At 59.2% G+C, this 19,430-nt stretch carries 16 protein-coding genes and 1 pseudogene; 7 read left to right on the top strand and 10 right to left on the bottom strand.

Going from position 1 to position 19,430, the window contains the following annotated elements:
* Window positions 1–569: 569 nt before the first annotated feature.
* A complete protein-coding gene (locus tag RMV17_RS01310; protein ID WP_034151911.1) occupies window positions 570–1,496 on the top strand; it encodes a LysR family transcriptional regulator in 927 nt (308 codons plus the stop codon).
* On the opposite strand, the gene RMV17_RS01305 is transcribed toward RMV17_RS01310, so the two are convergent.
* The 6 genes from RMV17_RS01305 to RMV17_RS01280 all read right to left on the bottom strand — a co-directional run bounded on the left by RMV17_RS01305 (window position 1,413) and on the right by RMV17_RS01280 (window position 6,109).
* Entirely contained in the window at window positions 1,413–1,730 is a 318-nt protein-coding gene (locus tag RMV17_RS01305; RefSeq protein WP_007952614.1) for an AzlD domain-containing protein, read from the bottom strand. The two genes, RMV17_RS01310 and RMV17_RS01305, sit on opposite strands and share 84 nt — an antisense overlap.
* Window positions 1,709–2,425 carry an AzlC family ABC transporter permease gene (locus RMV17_RS01300; RefSeq protein ID WP_034151910.1) on the bottom strand — a complete coding sequence of 239 codons (717 nt, stop codon included), beginning with the start codon at window positions 2,423–2,425 and terminating at the stop codon, window positions 1,709–1,711. The genes RMV17_RS01305 and RMV17_RS01300 overlap by 22 nt, the downstream gene beginning before the upstream one ends.
* Window positions 2,422–2,799 carry a GNAT family N-acetyltransferase gene (locus RMV17_RS01295; protein ID WP_008080517.1) on the bottom strand — a complete coding sequence of 126 codons (378 nt, stop codon included), beginning with the start codon at window positions 2,797–2,799 and terminating at the stop codon, window positions 2,422–2,424. Before RMV17_RS01295 ends, RMV17_RS01300 begins: the two co-directional genes overlap by 4 nt.
* A gap of 79 nt (window positions 2,800–2,878) precedes the next feature.
* A complete protein-coding gene (locus RMV17_RS01290; protein ID WP_034151909.1) occupies window positions 2,879–3,625 on the bottom strand; it encodes a 2OG-Fe dioxygenase family protein in 747 nt (248 codons plus the stop codon).
* 231 nt (window positions 3,626–3,856) lie between these two features.
* A complete protein-coding gene (locus RMV17_RS01285; RefSeq protein WP_007909120.1) occupies window positions 3,857–5,143 on the bottom strand; it encodes an OprD family porin in 1,287 nt (428 codons plus the stop codon).
* 297 nt (window positions 5,144–5,440) lie between these two features.
* Window positions 5,441–6,109 carry a DsbA family protein gene (locus RMV17_RS01280; RefSeq protein ID WP_311884989.1) on the bottom strand — a complete coding sequence of 223 codons (669 nt, stop codon included), beginning with the start codon at window positions 6,107–6,109 and terminating at the stop codon, window positions 5,441–5,443.
* A 255-nt stretch (window positions 6,110–6,364) separates the two neighbouring features.
* On the opposite strand from RMV17_RS01280, the gene RMV17_RS01275 reads away from it, so the two are divergent.
* Window positions 6,365–8,458, top strand: coding sequence for a TonB-dependent siderophore receptor (locus tag RMV17_RS01275; RefSeq protein ID WP_311884987.1), 2,094 nt, complete (start codon window positions 6,365–6,367; stop codon window positions 8,456–8,458).
* A gap of 186 nt (window positions 8,459–8,644) precedes the next feature.
* On the opposite strand, the gene RMV17_RS01265 is transcribed toward RMV17_RS01275, so the two are convergent.
* The 4 genes from RMV17_RS01265 to RMV17_RS01250 form a co-directional block, all read right to left on the bottom strand.
* Window positions 8,645–8,857 carry a hypothetical protein gene (locus tag RMV17_RS01265; protein WP_034151907.1) on the bottom strand — a complete coding sequence of 71 codons (213 nt, stop codon included), beginning with the start codon at window positions 8,855–8,857 and terminating at the stop codon, window positions 8,645–8,647.
* 246 nt (window positions 8,858–9,103) lie between these two features.
* The gene (gene aguA, locus RMV17_RS01260) at window positions 9,104–10,210 is read right to left on the bottom strand and encodes an agmatine deiminase (RefSeq protein WP_034151906.1); all 1,107 of its coding nucleotides are present in this window, start codon (window positions 10,208–10,210) and stop codon (window positions 9,104–9,106) included.
* Window positions 10,211–10,215: 5 nt separating this feature from the next.
* Window positions 10,216–11,094: an N-carbamoylputrescine amidase gene (gene aguB, locus RMV17_RS01255; protein WP_034151905.1), complete on the bottom strand. Its 879-nt coding sequence runs from the start codon at window positions 11,092–11,094 to the stop codon at window positions 10,216–10,218.
* 307 nt (window positions 11,095–11,401) lie between these two features.
* On the bottom strand, window positions 11,402–14,314 hold the full coding sequence (locus RMV17_RS01250; protein ID WP_311884982.1) for an aminotransferase: 2,913 nt from the start codon (window positions 14,312–14,314) through the stop codon (window positions 11,402–11,404).
* Between the two features lie 214 nt (window positions 14,315–14,528).
* Here RMV17_RS01250 and RMV17_RS01245 point away from each other — a divergent pair.
* The 5 genes and pseudogenes from RMV17_RS01245 to RMV17_RS01225 all read left to right on the top strand — a co-directional run bounded on the left by RMV17_RS01245 (window position 14,529) and on the right by RMV17_RS01225 (window position 19,363).
* Window positions 14,529–15,053 (top strand): annotated as a pseudogene (locus tag RMV17_RS01245) (DUF3916 domain-containing protein).
* Between the two features lie 82 nt (window positions 15,054–15,135).
* Window positions 15,136–15,681, top strand: a complete 546-nt coding sequence (gene rfbC, locus RMV17_RS01240; RefSeq protein WP_034151902.1) for a dTDP-4-dehydrorhamnose 3,5-epimerase — start codon at window positions 15,136–15,138, stop codon at window positions 15,679–15,681.
* A gap of 42 nt (window positions 15,682–15,723) precedes the next feature.
* Entirely contained in the window at window positions 15,724–17,532 is a 1,809-nt protein-coding gene (locus RMV17_RS01235) for an ATP-binding protein (protein WP_034151901.1), read from the top strand.
* Window positions 17,529–18,911 carry a sigma-54 dependent transcriptional regulator gene (locus RMV17_RS01230; protein ID WP_108224275.1) on the top strand — a complete coding sequence of 461 codons (1,383 nt, stop codon included), beginning with the start codon at window positions 17,529–17,531 and terminating at the stop codon, window positions 18,909–18,911. Before RMV17_RS01235 ends, RMV17_RS01230 begins: the two co-directional genes overlap by 4 nt.
* The gene (locus tag RMV17_RS01225) at window positions 18,908–19,363 is read left to right on the top strand and encodes a YiiD C-terminal domain-containing protein (protein ID WP_311884978.1); all 456 of its coding nucleotides are present in this window, start codon (window positions 18,908–18,910) and stop codon (window positions 19,361–19,363) included. Before RMV17_RS01230 ends, RMV17_RS01225 begins: the two co-directional genes overlap by 4 nt.
* Window positions 19,364–19,430: the final 67 nt, after the last annotated feature.

The following is a 19,430-nucleotide window of genomic DNA, read 5'->3' as shown; positions in this document are numbered from 1 at the left end:
AGCATTTCGTCGACCGAATCGAACCGCTGCCGAATAGTTCGTGCTTCCAACATGGCTTGGGCAGTCTTGTCCGTAGGAATTCGTGCAATGGACGGTTGCTCTTGAATTTCAATAACGTGATGAAGCCTGTTGCCAACTTGGCACTCCATATCGGCCGCTTCTTTTGATGCAATCACTTCGCTTACCTCACACAGATCTGTAGCCACATAGGCTTGATGCCTCCCCACTGCTACTTCATCTGCTTTGACGAGTCGCCGCTATCAGCTCGGTCGCAAGTTCGCCTAAGACGCATCCACGTATTTCGCAGGCCAAAACCACTAACGTTGTCAGCCGTTTCCCCGTGAAAAATCGCCGCTACGCACCAAAACCACGCATTTTTTTTGACCCCCATCACCCCCACGTCACCAAAAACCCCGATCCTGTGTCAGCCTCCAGCCATCGGCGAGGACATCAATTCGCTACTAAACCCGCGACAACTATGCTCAGGTACAGGAATATAGCCAGCATATGGCGCCTGACCGGCAGTCTCGTAAACAACAATACCCAGCCCACTTCAGAGGGCATTACCCATGGATAGCAGAACCTTACGCAACCTCATGCGCATCGTGCAGACCGGCTCGTTGTCGGCCGCAGCCGAGCATTCGTGCCTGACTGTGCAGGCGTTGGCCGCGCAGTTGAACAAGGTCGAAGAGCAGTTCGGTTTCCGCTTGTTTCGACGTTCCAACAAAGGGTTGACGCTGACGCCGCAAGGCACTGAGCTGACGCCGTATATGGACAAAGTGCTGATTGCCACACGACAAATGGAAGAAAAAGTCGAGGCATTGAAAGTGCCGGGCCAGCGCACGTTGAAGGTTGCGTTGAACAACACCTTGTCGCCTGACTTCAACCGGCGAATGATCGGACGCCTTATCGAGGTGTTTCCCGATTACCAGATGGAATTCAGCTACGCCGAGTCGATGGAAAACCTCAGCAAGCTGAAGAACGAAGACTTTGACCTCGCGGTGCTGATCGGTCCGCAGCGGCCGGGTTTGCCGAGCATTGTCTTGCCGGAGGTGCAGGTACAAGTCGTCGGCGCGCATTGCGGGCAGGAGAACGATCCACTGACGTTGCTGGGCAACAAGTTTCAGGTGCGTCCTGCGGAAGATTGTCCGTATTCCCACAGCTTTTTGCGTTTTCTCGACGCCGGGCTGGGCAATCACGAGAACGGCCAGCGCATGGTCTATTCGTGCAGTGAAACGTTGACGCTGTCGCTGATCACGCAGATGGACGCGGTCGGTATGGTTTCGCGTGAGGCTGCGCAGAAGAACGGCCTGACGATTTTCCCCGGGTTCGAGGATTTTCTCGAAGTGCGCCTGGCGGTGAACAATCCGGAACTGTCCAATCAGGCGCTGAGCGACGTCGTCGATCTGCCGCTACATGAACGAGCCGAGCGCAATGTACGCAGCCGTTCCAACCGCCACACTGAGAAAGAGGTTTTTGCTGAAATACGCACATAGCAACGTCGGAATCGCGGCATAGAATTCCGGGCGGTCGAGCTGTATGTGCTGATCCTTGATCAACAAGGGTGTCAGGCTGATCGCAGCGACGATCGCCACCGGCAGGTATTCCAGCGCCCGCGCAACAAACGGCGGCCAGTGCTCGGTATTCACTTGCAGTGGCAAGGCGCGAGGCAGGAAAGTCACCGCCATCATCAGCGCGACGACCAGAATCAGGAACGTTTGGTCAGGCATACACCCACTCCGCAGCCCACAAACGTGGCGATAAACACATTGAACGGCGAACTGCCGACCAGGCTCAGCGCGCCCATGCACAGCACCGCAGCCCCGGCGGCGATGAGTTTGTTGCGCGTATTGCACAGCGACACCAGCACGTAGAGCATCATCGCCGTCAGGGCATAGTCGAGCTGATATTTGATCAGGTGCGCCGCGTACTGCGCGCAGACCGCGCCGAGCAAACCGCCGAGCACCCACGAGGTGTGGCAGAACAGATTGAAGCCGATCAGATAACGCACGTTGACCGGTGCGCCAGTGCCGAGTTTAACGCTGTGGAACGCGAAGGATTCGTCAGTCAGGCCACCGGCGTAAGCCCAGCGCTCCATCCGGCTCAGACCGAGCGCACGCAGAGCTTTGGCCATATAGACCGACATCAGCATGTGCCGCGCGTTGATCAGAAACGTGGTCAGCACAATGGTGGTCAGCGAGGCGCCGCTGGAGATCAGCGCCAGCGCCGCGAATTGCGAAGCGCCGGCATACACGAACAGACACATCGCCACCGGCAGCCACATCGGCAGGCCGGCGTTGACGGCCATCAGCCCGAACACGAATGACACCGTGAAGTAGCCAGCGACCACCGGACTGGCTTCGGCAAACGTGCGCGATGGCTGTTGGGCAGCCATCAGCGGCGCACTGCCGGACGTTTCATTCATAGATCCCTCTCAAATGTCCGTTCGCCGTGGGGTTCGCAAAAACCCTGGGCCGTCCAGAATCGCTTGCCCGCGAGGTTAGCATCGTCGACGAACAGAAACATCCGCAACACACCGACACGCTTCATGTCGGAAGACGCTGCTTCAACCAGACGTTGACCGACACCCTGGCTGCGATACCGCGGGCTGACCGCCAGATGATTGATCGTGCCGCGACTGCCGAGCATGCCACCGAGCACCGCGCCGACGATTTCGCCGGCGACGTCGAAGGCGAGATAGGCCGTGGTGGTTTTCTGGATCAGCACGCCGCGCAGGCACTTGGCGTCCTGCCATTCGCAGAAGGACACTTCGTCGAACTGGCGGAAGAAGCGCTCCATGCGCTGCGCATCCTTGGCCGTGGCGCGTCGCAGCACCACCGGCGTCGAGCACTCGACGCCGTCGATTGGGGTGATCTGATTAGCGAACAATGTCGAAAGCGGTCCCGGGCCGCGAGAAGGAAATCGCCAGAATCTGCCGGTACGCCATCGCATGCGTGTGCGTGTTGCGGGCCGGGGTCACGTAGTGACGCATGTCGCGATCGAGGAAGTAGGTGGTATCGAGAATTTCCTGGTAGGTGGTCGACGCCAGTTGATGCTCGTGGATGTCGTACAGACGACTCTCAGCACCCTCGACATTATTGCGGCCCCAGAAGTGCACGCCGCTGAACGGATAGCCGTCGCAGTGAATGCCTTCAGGAGTAATTTCCAGTTGTTTGCCGGGTTTGATCTCGATGCGGATCTGATGGATCTGGCACTGCCAGATTTCATCGTGCAGCTCTTCCGGCAGTACGCTTTTGTACACTTCGAAATCGGTGTCGATCAGGCTGCGCATCACCGGTGAAGTAATCACTTCATCGGAGAAGTCCTGAAAGTGCCGCACCAGGCCGCCAACATAGGCGTTGTTCTCTTTCGACTGCACGTAAGCGCGATGCTCGAGCTGCTTCAGCTCGCGAGTCTTGGGGTTGTACTCGAAGTCGCTGTAACGACGGTAACGCATGCCGGCTTCGGCCTGACCGTAGTAGCTGTCAGGCTCCATGTTTTCCCAACTTTTGGTCAGTCTGACGAAGTCGGCAAAATGACCGTAGAGATTGAAGTCACCACCCTGGACGTTGACATATTTGTCGCGCCGTAGCGATTCGCCCACTTCTCTGTTCAAAACGATCATTACCAAATTCTCCGCTGCGTTGAGCGGCCTAATCTATTAGGTGGAGAATTTGCGTCCATGAGAAAGAATTTCAGGCATTTAAAGCCCTGTTTGAAACGGCGTTTGCAGTGCCTCAAAAACAACTTTTACATGACAAAAACACGGGTTTTTTCCGGTTTTCATCGAAAAACCGTCGAAAAAAACCCCGAACCAGTCGGGGTTTTTCTCATGTTTTTTACACTTGATCAGGCATCAGAAGATGTTGATCGGGTAATCCACGAATACGCGCAGTTCGTTACCGCTGACGTTGTACTCGCTGGATTTCTGCGAAACACGCAGGATCGAGCTGCGCAATTTCACGCTGAGGTCTTTGGCCGGGCCAGACTGCACGACGTATTTGAACTGGTTGAAGATCTCGCGCTCGGTGCCGCCTTCGCTGGTGGAAGTGGTGATGTTGTCGCCACGCACGTAAGCGAAGTTGTAGCTCAGGCCCGGTACGCCGAATGCGCCGAAGTCGAGGCCATAGCCCAATTGCCAGCTGCGTTCGTCTTCAGCGTTGAAGTCGGACCAGTAGGAGTTGGCCAGGTAGATGGAGTTACCGCCATCACCGACACGACCTTGATCTTTCTGGTAACCGCCGTAGGCGTAACCGAGGTTGCTGTCGCCGGTGGAACGCTGGTGCGCCACGGTGAACGAGTGCGGGCCAGTGGCGAATGTGGCGGCCAGGCTCCAGATCTTGTTGTCGTCGCCGGTTACCCCGTTTTCGCGGACATAAGAGTTGTCCAGCTTGGTGCGGTAACCGTTGAAGTCCAGGGTCAGCGACTGATCCTTGTTGAACGGCAACACGTAGTTGGCGTTCACGTATTGTTTCTTCAATACGTCTTCGACGTCGGAAGCGTACAACGCACCTTTGAAGTTCTCGGTGAACTGGTAGCTACCGCCCAACACGTTGATCGACTTCAGACCACCGCTGTCACGGCCTTCGTCGCTCTTGCGCGATTCGGCGGTGAAACGACCGGCGTTCAGTTCCAGGCCTTTGATCTCTTTGGAAGTGATCAGGGTACCGGTGTAGCTTTCCGGCAGCAGACGCACATTGTCGTAGCTCAGCACCGGCAGGGCCGGCATCTGGTCGCCGTAGGTCAACACGGTATTGGAGAAGCGGAACTTCACCGCTGCACCGCCCTTCGCTATGTCATGGTTCGCGCGACCGTCATTTTCCTGCTTGAAGAAATCGATACCACCGGCGCCGCTGCGGCCCTTGCCGCCGTCCAGACGCAGTGCGTACAGACCGAAAGCGTCGACACCGACACCCACGGTGCCTTGGGTGAAGCCGGACGAGAACGTACCGATGGCCGCTTGGCCCCACTCGGCCTTGTCTTTGTTGCCGTCTTTGTAATCACGATTGATGTAGGCATTGCGCAGCAGCACTTTGAGGCTGCTGTCTTCTACAAAACCCTTGGACTCGGCCTGGTCGTTAGCCATGGCCTGAGTGGCACTCAACATCCCCAGTGCGATCAGACTGATTCGCTTGTTCAACATTTTGTTTTCCTTATTACGGGTTGAAACGCGCTGTGTCGAACGGCGGAAACGGCGCTTTTGCACTCTTTTATTCACCCCGAAACAAAAAGGCCCGCCCACGATAATGTGATGGCGGGCCTGCTCCTTGTTTTGAGTCATGGCGGTTGGCCACAGGCGTTGGGCCGAATCGTAGCCGCGCCTCGAACAATGTGTCAATTTCAAGAATCGTCTTTAAATAGGCAAAAAACGTCTAAGAAACGTAAATTTTGCGCTGACTGCTTGCTGGGAAATGCACACAGCCAGTGAATCCAGTGCGTATCACGCACAGCCGTCGATCGCACAATGTGCAAGAACTTCGGCTGGCTCATCGAGGACGATTGCCTGTTTCAACCAATCGGCAAATGCCTGCGGCTTGCCCAGCCAAGGACTGATGTCGACCAATTGGAATGTGCCGTTCTGCTCCAGAGCCAATGTCGGAAAACCCTGGCCGCCCAACTGAGCCAAAAACTGGCGACTGGCTTTTATATGCCCATCGCTATCAATGGACTCAAACGCAATGTGGAAATCTTCCTGCGCATAGCCGATCTGCATCGCCAATTCCAACAGCACGGCTGAATCGGCAATGCGCCGCCCTTCCATATAGTGCGCGGTCTGCAACCGCCCCAGCATGCGTAAACCGCCGGCGTCGATGGCTTCGGCCGCCATGACCGCAGCAATCGGTGGCGTTGAATCGAAGACGGCTGAGTGATCGCGCAGTAAACCGTCGAAATAGGCCTCGCCAAACGGCTGAGCGGTGTACTCGGCAATACGTCGGTCGTGAGGCATGACGTAATTGCGCAGTTGCGAGGAAACCGGCTGGCGGTTGGCGCCACTCATCATGCCCCCGGCATGGGCGACCACTGGCAGCACCTGTTGTGCGGCTTCAATCAGCGGTTTGGCGCCATAGCACCAACCGCACAACGGGTCGTAGACGTAATGAAGAATCATGGAAAAACTCCGGCAAAAAGTGAGGAAAATCGATGGCGGCAGATTAGTCCCCGCACTCTTGCGGAAAAACTCCGGAATGGCTTTCAGTCTGTTTCACGAATCGGTCGAATTGTCGGTTCAGGCAGATTGTGTCGAAGCCGACACAAATTGAAACAATCACACAAGGGAACTTATAGGGAATAATTAACGGAAGTAAATGCAAAGCATTACCATTCGCGCGATCGAATTCCTCCACCCTTTCGGATGCGCTGTTCAATGCCTGCCCCGTTCCGTCTTACGCCCGTCACCCTTGGGCTTTCTGCCTTTCTGTCCAGTGGTTTTGCCTATTCGGCGACCGAGTTACCCGCCACCGCCATCAGCGCCGAAGCGCAAGCCGATGACCCGCGCGTGAAGCTCAGCAGCACCGCGACCCGCACCTCGACACCCGTGCGTTATGTGCCGCAGGCGATTGATTCGATCAAGACCTCGAACGTCGCCAACTACGGCACCAATGACATCGGCGACGCCTTGAGCGGCATGCCCAACGTCAGCAGCAGCGCCGACACCCGCTTCGACAGCCTGCGCATCCGTGGTTTCGACGCGAGCAACGATTTCTATCTGGACGGCATCCGCGACGACAGCCAATACAAGCGCGACCTGCACAACATCGAACGCGTCGAAGTGCTCAAAGGCCCGGCCGCCGTGCTGTACGGCCGTGGCAGTCAGGGCGGGATCGTCAACCGCGTGAGCAAAATGCCCGAGTTCGGCCGTCGCTCGACTATCGAAGCTCAGGCTGGCAGCGAAGATTTGCGCAGCCTTTACGCCGACCTCAGCACCGATCCGAGCGAAAACATCAGCCTGCGCCTGAACATGGGCAACATGGATGAAAACAGCTTCCGCGACGGCGTCAGCGGCAACCGCCAACTGTTCGCGCCGTCGATGAGCTGGCAACTGACGCCGGATCTGAACTGGCTGGTGCAATATGAATACAGCCGCTACAACCGTACCCCGGATCGTGGCATCCCCGGCGTCAACGGGCGCCCGGCGGATGTCGGGCGCGACACCACCTATGGCAACGATCACGACTTCATCGATGACAAGTCTCAATCGCTGCGCTCGAAACTCACTTACGAAATCAACGACAACTGGCAACTGCGCCAGACCCTCGGCGTGTTCAAGCTCGACAGCGATTTCGACAACACCTACCTCACCGGTTACACGCCGGCGACCAACAAGGTCACGCGCCAGCACTGGCAGCAGGATCTGACCACCCGCAACGTCTACAACAACCTCGAACTGGAGGGCGGCTTCGATACCTTTGGTCTTGAGCATCGCCTGCTTACTGGCGTCGAGATCGGCAGCCAGCGCCGCGATCCAAAGTTGTACAACGCCGCCACCGGCAGAACGCCCGGCGCGCAGCCGGTGCCGTCGCTCGACCTGTACAACCCGAACCGCGATCTGCGCCACACCGGCAGCATGCAGGTCTCGAGCAGCAGCCACACCGAAGTCGAAAGTCGCGCGGTGTACGTGCAGGATCAACTGCGTCTGAACGACCAATGGCAGGTCCTGGCCGGTCTGCGTTACGACACCTTCGATATCGAGTCGACCAACAAGCTGCGTAACATTTCCGAAGACCGCGACAGCCACAGCACCAGCCCGCGTGTGGGCCTGGTCTGGACGCCGCTGCAGAACCATTCGTTCTATGCCTCATGGTCGAAGACATTTTCACCCGTGGGCGGTGGCTTGATCGGCATCACCCCAGGCGCGGCCGGCAACACCAACGACCTCAGCCCCGAACTGACCAAGCAGAAAGAGATCGGCGTGAAGAGTGACTGGTTCGATGACCGCTTGAGCACCACGCTGGCGATCTATGACCTGGAACTCTACAACCGCCGCACCAGCGATCCTAATGACCCGACGCTGACCGTGATGTCCGGTCTGCAACGTTCGCGCGGGATCGAGTTGACGGCCACTGGCAACATTGTCGGCAACTGGTACATGCGCGGTGGCGTCGGCATGCAGGATGCGACCATCGAGAAGGACAACAACGGCCTCGAAGGCAAGCGCATCAACAACGTCGCCAAACGCAACGGCAGCCTGTTCCTGACCTGGAAACCGGAGATGGGCTGGTATGGCGAAACCGGTCTGACCCTGGTTGGCCAACGCTATGCCGATAACGCCAACACCACCGTGTTGCCGGGTTACGGCCGCTGGGATGCCTTGGTCGGTTACCGCTTCAAGGATTGGGATTTGCGCGCGGCGCTGAACAACATCACCGATCGCGAGTATTACGCGTCCGCGACCAGTCAGTATCAGATCCAGCCGGGTGCGCCACGTAGCGTCGTGGTGACCGGCACCTACAGTTTCTGATTTCACACAAATCCTTGTGGGAGCGAGCCTGCTCGCGAAGGCGGTGGGTCATTCAACAACGATGTCGACTGACCGGACGCATTCGCGAGCAGGCTCGCTCCCACATTGAATGGTGTGTACGAAATAACCGTGCATAAAAAAGCGCCGCCATCCCGGCAGCGCTTTTACCAATCCCTGTTGTTCTTCTTATCCTTCCATCACAGCCCACAACGCGTCCAGTTCGGCCTCGCTGAACAGGTCAGCGGGGTAACGCTCGATCATCATCCGGCGCGGATCAGGTTCCCTGATCTGACGCGTTCCATTGGACTTCAACCAGTGCGCGACAATCTGGAGCGATTCGCCGTTTACGGCCATGGGATGCAACGTCCGCTCGCTGACCACGTTCACTTCGGCGTTCATTTCAGCGCTCTCTCCCCGTTCATGAGCGGCTACGTTATCCAAGGTTTATGACAGAACTGTTGAAGTTCTCCCCCCTCCCTAGTGCACGGGTGATGAATACAAGAGCTATGCCAAGGTGTCGCATTTGTCGACAAGCGGATACAAAGAAGCCCGCAGTCCAACCGGGCTGCGGGCTTCTGTGCATGCATAGCGAGCTAATCATCGCCCGGCCGATTTGTTAATCAACTCAAGCTGTTACGACTCAACTCACTCTTTATGCGGCGCGGGTTGCTGTTGGGTAAGGCAGTGGATATTACCGCCTCCCAGTAACAGTTCGCGGCCCGGCACCATCACCACTTCATGCTGCGGGAACAGCTTCTGCAGAATCTCTTTCGCCGGCGCGTCCATCGGATCGTCGAAGCTCGGCGCGATGATGCCGCCGTTGACGATCAGGAAGTTCACGTAGGAACCGGCCAGGCGCACAGACGGATTGCGTTCCTGCGTGCCGTCCACCGGATCGACACCGGCGCACTCTTCTTCGGTCGCGTACAGCGGCCCCGGAATCGGCATTTTGTGCACCGTGAACGGGCGACCCTTGGCGTCGGTGCTGCTTTGCAGGACTTTCATCGCCGCCTGGCAACGCGGGTAGTTCGGATCTTGCGGGTCGTCGGTCCACGCCAGCAGCACTTCGCCCGGACGCACGTAGCAGCAGAAGTTATCCACATGGCCGTCGGTTTCGTCGTTGAACAAACCGTCCGGCAGCCAGATGATTTTATCCACAGACAGATTGGCGCTGAGCACCGCTTCAATCTCTTCGCGGCTCAGGTGCGGGTTGCGATTGCGGTTAAGCAGGCATTCTTCGGTGGTGATCAGCGTGCCTTCGCCGTCGACATGAATCGAACCGCCTTCAAGCACGAAACCTTCAGTGCGGTAACGCGGGCTGCGCTCGATCTCGAGGATCTTGCCGCCGACCTGCGAGTCGCGATTCCAAGGCGAATACAAACCGCCGTCGAAGCCGCCCCAAGCGTTGAAGTCCCAGTTCACACCGCGGACTTCGCCGCTGTTGTTGATCACGAAGGTCGGGCCGCTGTCGCGTACCCAGGCGTCATCGCTGGACATCTCGACCACGCGGATATTCGGCACGTCGAGGCGCGCGCGGGCGTTTTCGTACTGGCCGGCGGACACAGCCACGGTCACCGGTTCAAAACGCGCGATGGCCTTGGCCACCGCTGCGTGTGCGGCTTGCGCCGGTTTGCCGCCCAGACGCCAGTTGTCCGGGCGCTCGGGCCAGATCATCCAGGTCTGCGTCTGTGGCGCCCACTCGGCCGGCATGTGAAAGCCGTCGGCGCGCGGGGTACTTTTCAAGGTGGTCATCGGGATCAGGACTCCAGGGAACCGTCGAGGGTTTTCAACGCGCCGTACAGGTTCGGACGGCGGTCACGGAATGAACCCCACGCGCTGCGAATATGTTCGAGCTCGTCGAGGTTGAAAGTGTGCACAAGAATACCTTCTTCGGTTTTATTCAGCTCCTGCACTTTTTCGCCGAACTGGTTGGCGATGAACGAAGAACCGTAGAACGTGATGTCGTAGCCGTCCTGTTCTTCGTTGCCGATGCGGTTGCTGGCGATCAGCGGCATCAGGTTGGCGCCGGCGTGACCCTGCTGCACGCGCTGCCAGTGATCGCGGGACGAGATGGTTTTGTCGTGCGGCTCGCTGCCGATTGCGGTTGGATAAAAAAGTATTTCTGCACCTTGCAAGGCCATGCTGCGTGCAGCTTCCGGGAACCACTGATCCCAGCAGATGCCCACGCCGATCTTCGCGTAACGGGTGTTCCACACTTTGAAACCGGTGTCGCCCGGGTTGAAGTAATACTTCTCGTGGTAGCCCGGGCCATCCGGGATGTGGCTTTTACGATAAATCCCGAGGTTGCTGCCGTCAGCATCGATGATCGCGATGCTGTTGAAGCGTGCGCGGCCGGCCAGTTCGTAGAAGCTGATCGGAAGCACCACTTGCAGCTCTTTGGCGATTTTCTGGAAATGTTTGATCGCGACGTTTTCTTCCACCGTCGTCGCCAGTTGCAGATAGTCCGGGTTTGGCTTCTGACAGAAGTACGGCGCCTCGAACAGCTCCTGAATCAGGATGATCTGTGCGCCTTTGGCGGCGGCTTCACGCACCAGCCTTTCAGCGATTTCGAGGTTAGCTTCCAGATCCCAGGAACAGGCCATCTGAGTGGCGGCAACGGTAACGATACGGCTCATGAATCATCTCCGGGCAAGTGCTTTGACGGTCGACAATTCGACCGAAAAGAAAAACGCGCGCACCGGACAAGAGATCGCCATGCCGGAGCAATGGCGACTTTATAGCCGATATATATCGGCTTTAGAAGCTTGTTAAATGCCTTTCGTCTAAATAAACCCAACAAAAGCCGATACAAATCGAATTAGCAACCCCAAACAAATGTGGGAGCGAGCCTGCTCGCGAAGGCGATTGATCAATCAACACAGTTGTTGAATGAGAAACCGCTTTCGCGAGCAGGCTCGCTCCCACAGGGGTCAGTGTGCGTGCTTACAGACCTTCGCTGAGGACTCGATCAAGCATGTCGACAAAGAAATCCACGCTCTGGCGCGACGTCACCATCGGCGGTTTGATCTTGAGAATGTTCAGATCATCACCGGTCGGCTGCATGAAAACCCCCAATTCACGCAAGCGATCGCACAGCAGCGCGGTCTCCTCGGTCGCCGGCTCCAGCGTCTCGCGATTACGAATCAGCTCAAGCCCGAGATAGAACCCGGAACCGTGCACCGCGCCCACCAGCGGATGTTTATCGATCAGCGCTTCGAGCCGCGCCTTGAAGTGGCCACCGACCACTTGCGCGTTCTCCCAGAGCTTTTCTTCTTCCATGACATCCAGCACCGCCATGCCGATCTGGCAGCTCACCGGACTGCCGCCCGCCGACGAGAAGAAGTAGCCCTCGGCCTCCAGCGCCTCGGCAATTTCCCGCCGCGTGATGACCGCACCCAGCGGTTGACCGTTGCCCATGCCTTTGGCCATGCAGACGATGTCCGGCACCACGCCCTGCTCTTCAAAACCCCAGAAGAAGTGGCCCATGCGCCCGTAACCAACCTGCACTTCGTCGGCGATGCACACGCCGCCCTGCGCGCGCACCAGCGCGTATACCTGCTGGAGATATCCCGGCGGCAGCGAGATACCGCCGGCATTGCCATACACCGGCTCGCAGATAAACCCGGCCAATTGGCGCTTCTGCCCGGCGAGCTTTTCCAGGTGATGCTCAACGCTGCGCACGTAATCCGGCGCCGAGTCGAGACCGCGGAATTCACCGCGATAAGTGTTTGGCGCAGGTACCGGATGCACCCAGTCCGGGCGGCTTTCCAACGCTTTCGGGTTGTCGGCGATTGACGTCGATACCGCATCGGCACCGACCGTCCAGCCGTGATAGGCCTCAAGCACGCTGATCATGTCGCGACCGCCGCTGTAGGCCCACGCCAGACGAATCGCCAGGTCATTCGCCTCGCTGCCGCTGTTGACCAGAAACACCCGATCCATGCCTTCCGGCGCCAGTTTCAGCAAGCGCTCGGAAAACTCCGCCACCGCCGCATAGTTGAAGCGCGAGTTGGTGTTGAGCAACGACCACTGCCGCGCAGCGACCGCCGCCATGCGCGGGTGGCCGTGACCGAGCACTGCAACGTTGTTCAGCATGTCGAGGTAGGAGCGGCCCTGCATGTCGATCAGGTGATTGCGCCAGCCGCGTTCGATGCGCGGCGGGTCGGCGTAGTAGTGTTTTTGCGTGCGGGCGAAACTGGCGTCGCGGCGTTCGAGCAGGGTTTTCGCGTCCAGCTCCGGCTCGGCATCGCAGGCCAGTCCTAACAACGCCGCTGGCGACGGGCACAGTGCCTGCCACGCCGCTGCCTGCGCCGGGGTGCAGAACAACGGCGCATCGAGCTGCGCGCCACGGCACAACTGCACCCGCAACAAGCCGCTGACCGCGCCCAGCACCTGACCCTTTACCAGCGCCGCGCCGCTGTGCAGCGACGGTGTCACGCCCCACAGCCGCACGCTGAGTTGCGGGCCATCCAGTTGCAGCACACCGTCTGCGGCCTGATGCACGACGCCAGCGAACGGCGCCTCCACGGTGGTGCCATCGGGCACGCGCAATTCCACGTGCAGCGGGAACGTGTCCGGCTCTACGGCAGTGTCGGGACGAGTGCGCGACAAACGGTACTGACCATAACGGCTCGCCGCCAAACCATGGGCCGCCGCCGCTTCGTTCAACAGGTGTTGATCGATACCTGCCTGCTCCCAGTTGCCGGCCTCGAAATGCGGACTCAGGACACCGAGATCGATCAGGGCAAATTCACGCCCGACCAGACCGGGTAGCAAGGGCGCAAAACCTGCGCTGTCGAACGCCGGCAATGCGTGACCGACGGCCGTGAGGATCGCGGCTTCCATCAGTGCCTGCGGCACCGAAGTGGCCACGCGGAAGATCTCCCACTCATGGGTGAGATTGTCGCGACTGTAATTGTTTGTGGGGTCGATGCTGACCTGTTGCTCGCCACTGAGCACCAGCACCGCCGCACGCGCGACAATCAATGGCCACAGCGCTTGCAGCTCTTCGTGTTGCAACGGGTTGACCGCGTGGTAGGCCTGCACCGCCGGCAGGATGACAAACGGATCGCCACCAGCGTGATGCAGCAACGCCGCACAGGTCACCGACAGATCGGTAATGCGCCAGGTGCGCACCAGATCGCCAAAGTCGATCACGCCCTGCAATTGCCAATGCCGCTGGGCATCGCGCGCCCAGACGGCATTGTCATCGGTGATGTCCATGTGGATCGCCTGTACCGGCAGCTTGCCCTGCAACGGCTGCAGACGGCGCTCGGCCTGTCCGGCCGCACCGGCAATCAATGCGCGTTGCTGTTCATCCTTGATCACCGGCAGCAGATGGCTGATCAGGGCACTGGCGTGGCGGGCATCCCACTGCAACGTGCGCTCAAGGCCCGGATGGTCGAACCCGGCTAGTGCCAGATCCATCTCACCGCAGAGCCGGCCAAACCCGGCCACCACGTCGCGCCCCAAGTGATCGAGGTGCGTGAGCGGCTGGCCTTCGATGTAATTCAGCAGCCGCACATGGACGGCTTCGCCGCCGACCTCGAGTGACAGCAGGTCTTCGCCGTTATTGGCCGCGATCACCCGCGGCACCGTCACCGCAGTATGCTCGGCCAGGTATTTTAGGCCGGCATGCTGGGCTTGCAGCTCTACCAGGGCGTAATCGCCTCGGCAGATTTTCAGCACGAACCGCCCGCGGGGGCTGTCGACGCGGTAATTGAGATCTTGCTGGCTGCCAAGAGCCTGCAACGTGCCGCTGAGACCGTAATGCTCCGCCAGCCATTGCCGGGCCTGCTCGGCAGAAACCTGCGGGCTGGGCAAACTGGCGCGATGAATCAACGTGGCGAGCGGCATGAAACGACCCCTGAAAATTTTATTAGGCGCCTATATCGCCATTGCTTATGGCGAGACGCAACCCCTTATACCAACTCCCGATCGGATCAAGGGCGCATCACTGCGACGGCAACACCAACAGTAACTTTTCCTACAGCAATTTCAGATTGCGTTTGAACACTTCACTGTTCAACCTGCCCCCCTGAACGTTATCCGCACGGAAGCAATCTGCAAAATGTCCCAGCGCCGCCTCGCCCTCTCCAACAAAAAAGTCCGCAATATCCCTCGCCGTCTACGCGCGTTAGCCGCTTGGGCCACTGACTTCGAAGATTACTTTCCGGCCGACCTCACCGAAGAGGAGAAATACAGCAACTGGAAAATCCCGATTCACATGTCGATGGTCGAAGGAAAACAAGCAACCGCAGATCTGCGTCGGCAGTGTGCACAACACTTGATCAACGCGGCGCAGCACCTGCGTATGTCCCGACCGGAAAATGCTATCGATTGCTGAGTGGTCGCCGCCATCTCCTTGCCAGGAATGTTTTCCAGCGAGATATGCATCTATACCGACATGGAATATCACCGAGGTCATATCCCTCCTGCTGATAGTGAATACGTGGAAACCGGTAAAAGCCTGGCCCAGGAGTGGGGACTCGTTTTACCGCCAGGTATTCGAGAGAGAGGCCTGAGCTATACAGTTGAAGATTGCGATGGCCAGACTTATAAGGAAGAACGCTGGTATTTTGGTGAGGTCGATTGAATCGCTCCTTACGGTCTGCACTCGAGTTAAATGGCACTTTGCGCAAGAATGTCGACCATTCACACCTGCCCAGGAAGCTCCCATGAATGTAATCACCACCGACCTGCCCGGTGTCCTGATCATCGAACCGAAGGTGTTTGGTGACGAGCGCGGTTTTTTCTACGAGAGTTTCAACGCCAAGGCGTTCCAGGACGCTACCGGTCTGGACACGCAATTCGTTCAGGACAACCACTCGCGTTCACAAAAAGGCGTGTTGCGTGGTCTGCATTACCAACTGCAAAACACTCAGGGCAAACTGGTCCGTGTGACGGTTGGCGAAGTATTGGATGTGGCCGTGGACATTCGCCGCAGCTCGCCGCACTTCGGCAAATCGGTGGCTGTGCGCCTGTCAGCGGAAAATCATCGTCAACTGTGGGTGCCAGAAGGTTTCGCCCATGGTTTCGTGGTGCTGAGCGAGTTCGCTGAATTCCTCTACAAGACCACCAACTACTACGACCCGTCGTCCGAGCGCAGCATTCGCTGGGATGACCCCGCTCTGGGCATCGACTGGCAGTTGGACGAAGCGCCGAAGCTGTCCGCCAAGGATCAGGCCGCAGCCCTGCTCAAGGACGCTGACGTCTTCGCCTGAGGCCGGGCATAATGCGCCTGTCCCTACAGGCGCATCCGGCTCATGAAACCAACCCTTCCCCCCAGACCCCGCTGGCGCAGTCTCGCGCTGCTGGCCCTGTGCCTGGCGCCGCTGCTGTGGCCGCTGGAACATCTCGCCGAGCGTTATTACCGCAGCGAACTGGCCGGACAGAACCGCCAGACCCTCGACCTCTACGTTGCCAACCTGCTGGGCACCCTGCACCGCTATGAAGTATTGCCGCAGATCCTCGGCGACCTGCCCGCCTTGCGTGCGGTCCTCGGCGCACCGGACGACGGCGTTACCCAAGGCAATGCCAATCGCCTGCTGAAGAACATCGCCGCGCAGACCGGCGCCGAAGTCATGTACCTGATGGATACCAGCGGGCAGACCCTCGCGGCGTCGAACTGGGACAAGCACGACAGTTTCGTCGGCCGCAATTTCTCGTTTCGTCCGTACTTCAGTGAAGCCATGGCCGGACGTCTCGGACGCTTCTTCGGTCTCGGCACCACGTCGGCCAAGCGCGGTTATTTCTTCGCTGCCGCCGTGCGTAACGGCGAAAAAATCATCGGCGTGCTGGTGATAAAGGTTGACCTCGACCACACCGAAAGCCTGTGGGGTAAAACTCCGGAACAACTGCTGGTGACCGACCACAACGGCGTGGTCATCCTCACCTCGCGCCCGGAATGGCGCTTTCGTTCGACCCGTAACTTGAGCGACGGCGAACGCTCAGCGATCACCGCCATACAGCCCTACCCGACCCGCGAGCCGCGGCCGCTGAACCTCAGCCCCAGCGCGTGGCTGATCCAGACCCACGACATCGCCGAAACCGGCTGGAGCGTGAGCATCCTCGCCCCGCGCACGCTGATCGACCGCCCGGTGCGCACCGTGGTTGCCATCGGAGGCGCCACACTGTTAGTGGTGATGCTGTTACTCGGCCTGATGATGCAGCGACGTCGGCATTATCTGGAGCGCATTGCGTTCGAGGCCAAGGCACGCCGTGAACTGGAAGGCCGCGTTGCCGAGCGCACCAGCGACCTCGAAGGCCTCAACCGGCGTTTGAAGGAAGAAGTACTCGAGCGTGAACAGGCCCAGCAGGAACTGGTGCGCGCTCAGGATGACCTGGTCCAGGCCGGGAAACTGTCGGCGCTGGGGACCATGTCAGCGAGCATCAGCCACGAACTCAATCAGCCACTGGCAGCGATCCGCAGCTACGCGGAGAACGCCGAAGTATTGCTTGATCATCAGCGCACCGACGACGCTCGCGGCAACCTTAAACTGATCAGCGAACTGACCGGGCGCATGGCCTCGATCATCGCCCACCTGCGCGCCTTTGCCCGCCGTGATCGCCACGCGCCGGAGAGCGTTGCCCTGCAACCGGCACTGGACGATGCGCTGGCCCTGCTGGCCAAGCGTCGCCGCAGTATGGAAGTCGAACTGATCCGCGATCTGCCGGCCGCTACTCTATGGGTCGAGGCTGGAGAAACGCGCCTGCGTCAGGTGCTCGGCAATCTGCTGGCCAACGCCCTCGACGCGCTCACCGAAAAAGGTCCGCCGCGCAAACTGTGGTTGAGTGCCGAATCCACCGCCGAGGGCGTCAATCTGTACATTCGCGACAACGGCCCGGGGTTCTGCATGGAAGCCCTCGGCCGCGCCAGCGAACCCTTTTACACCACCAAGACCCGCACTCAGGGCTTGGGTTTGGGGCTGGCAATCTGTGAAACGCTGATGCGCGCCTTCGGCGGTGAACTGTCGTTCGCCAACCACAAGCAAGGTGGCGCCTTGATTACCCTGCGGCTGCGCGCCGGTGCGCCCGGGGTCAGCCTGCAACCGTCCGAGGATCGAAGTGCATGACCATCGACAATCGCATTCAGGTGGTGTTGATCGACGACGATCCGCACCTGCGTCAGGCCCTCGGCCAGACCCTGGATCTGGCCGGCCTGAAAATTCTGCCGCTGTCCGAAGCCAAAGGACTTGCCGCTCAACTGGAGCGTGACTGGCCGGGCGTGGTGGTCAGCGACATTCGCATGCCGGGCATGGATGGCCTCGAATTGTTAAGCGAATTGCACGCACAGGATCCCGAACTGCCGGTGCTGCTGATCACCGGCCACGGCGACGTGCCGCTGGCGGTGCAAGCCATGCGCGCCGGCGCTTATGACTTTCTCGAAAAACCTTTCGCCAGCGACGCACTACTCGACAGCGTGCGTCGCGCGCTGGCCCTGCGCCGACTGGTGTTGGACAACCGCAGCCTGCGCTTGGCCCTCAGCGATCGCAATGAACTGAGTGCGCGGCTGGTCGGCCATTCGACGCCGATGCTGCGCCTGCGTGAGCAGATCGGTGCGCTGGCCGCGACCAAGGCTGACGTGCTGATCCTCGGCGAAACCGGCGCCGGCAAAGAAGTGGTCGCCCGTGCGCTGCACGATTTGTCCAGCCGTCGTAATGGCCCGTTCGTCGCGATCAACGCTGGCGCACTGGCCGAGTCGGTGGTGGAAAGCGAACTGTTCGGCCACGAACCCGGCGCATTCACTGGCGCGCAGAAACGCCGGATCGGCAAATTCGAATTTGCCAACGGCGGCACATTGTTTCTCGATGAAATCGAGAGCATGAGCATGGACGTGCAAGTGAAGTTGCTGCGCATGCTGCAGGAGCGCGTGGTCGAGCGTCTGGGCGGTAATCAACTGATCCCGCTGGACATCCGCGTGATTGCCGCGACCAAGGAAGACCTGCGTCAGGCTGCCGATCAGGGCCGCTTCCGCGCCGACTTGTACTACCGCCTCAACGTCGCGCCACTGCGCATTCCGCCGCTGCGTGAACGTGGCGAAGATGCGCTGGTGCTGTTCCAGCATTACGCCGATGAAGCCAGCGCCCGCCACGGTTTGCCGCCGCATGAACTGCAGCCGGCACAACGCGCCTTGCTGCTGCGCCACACCTGGCCGGGCAACGTGCGCGAACTGCAGAATGCCGCCGAACGTTTCGCCCTTGGCCTGGAACTGGCGCTGGATAACAGTGGCGCTGAAGGTGCCGGCGCCATCGTGGAAGTCACTGGCGGCGGGCTCAGCGAGCAGGTGGAAAATTTCGAAAGATCATTGATCGCTGCCGAACTGGCGCGCTCCCACAGTTCGGTGCGCAGCCTCGCTGAAGCCTTGGGCATTCCGCGCAAAACCCTGCATGACAAATTGCGCAAGCATGGCCTCAACTTCGGCGACAGCAGCCATGGGGACGAGAACGAATGAGTACAGACAGTCGCTATCTGGAATCAGTCCTGCATCACGACATCCCCCTGACACGGGACATGGGGCTGAAGGTCCTCGACTGGCATGAGCAGAAGTTGAGTCTGCACCTGCCGCTCGATCCCAACGTCAATCACAAAAGCACCATGTTTGGCGGCAGCCTTTACTGTGGCGCGGTGCTGGCCGGGTGGGGCTGGTTGCATTTGCGCTTGAAGGAAGAAGGAATCACCGACGGGCACATTGTGATTCAGGAAGGGCAGATCAGTTATCCGCTGCCGGTCACTGGAGATGCCGTAGCAATTTGCCCGGCGCCCGATGCGAAGGTGTGGAAGAAGTTTCTGGCGATGTATCGGCGTTATGGGCGGGCGCGGTTGGCGTTGAATACGCGGATCGTCAATCAGGGTAGTGATGAGGATGCCGTTAGGTTTACCGGGCAGTACGTTTTGCACCGGTAAAGATCAAAAGCCCCTCATCGGAACGCCGCCCGCCTAACCCTCTCCCCGAGGGAGAGGGGACTGACCG

This window comes from Pseudomonas sp. VD-NE ins (assembly GCF_031882575.1).
Classification (GTDB): Bacteria; Pseudomonadota; Gammaproteobacteria; order Pseudomonadales; family Pseudomonadaceae; genus Aquipseudomonas; species Aquipseudomonas fluorescens_BZ.
This window is presented reverse-complemented; position numbering and strand designations above follow the sequence as displayed.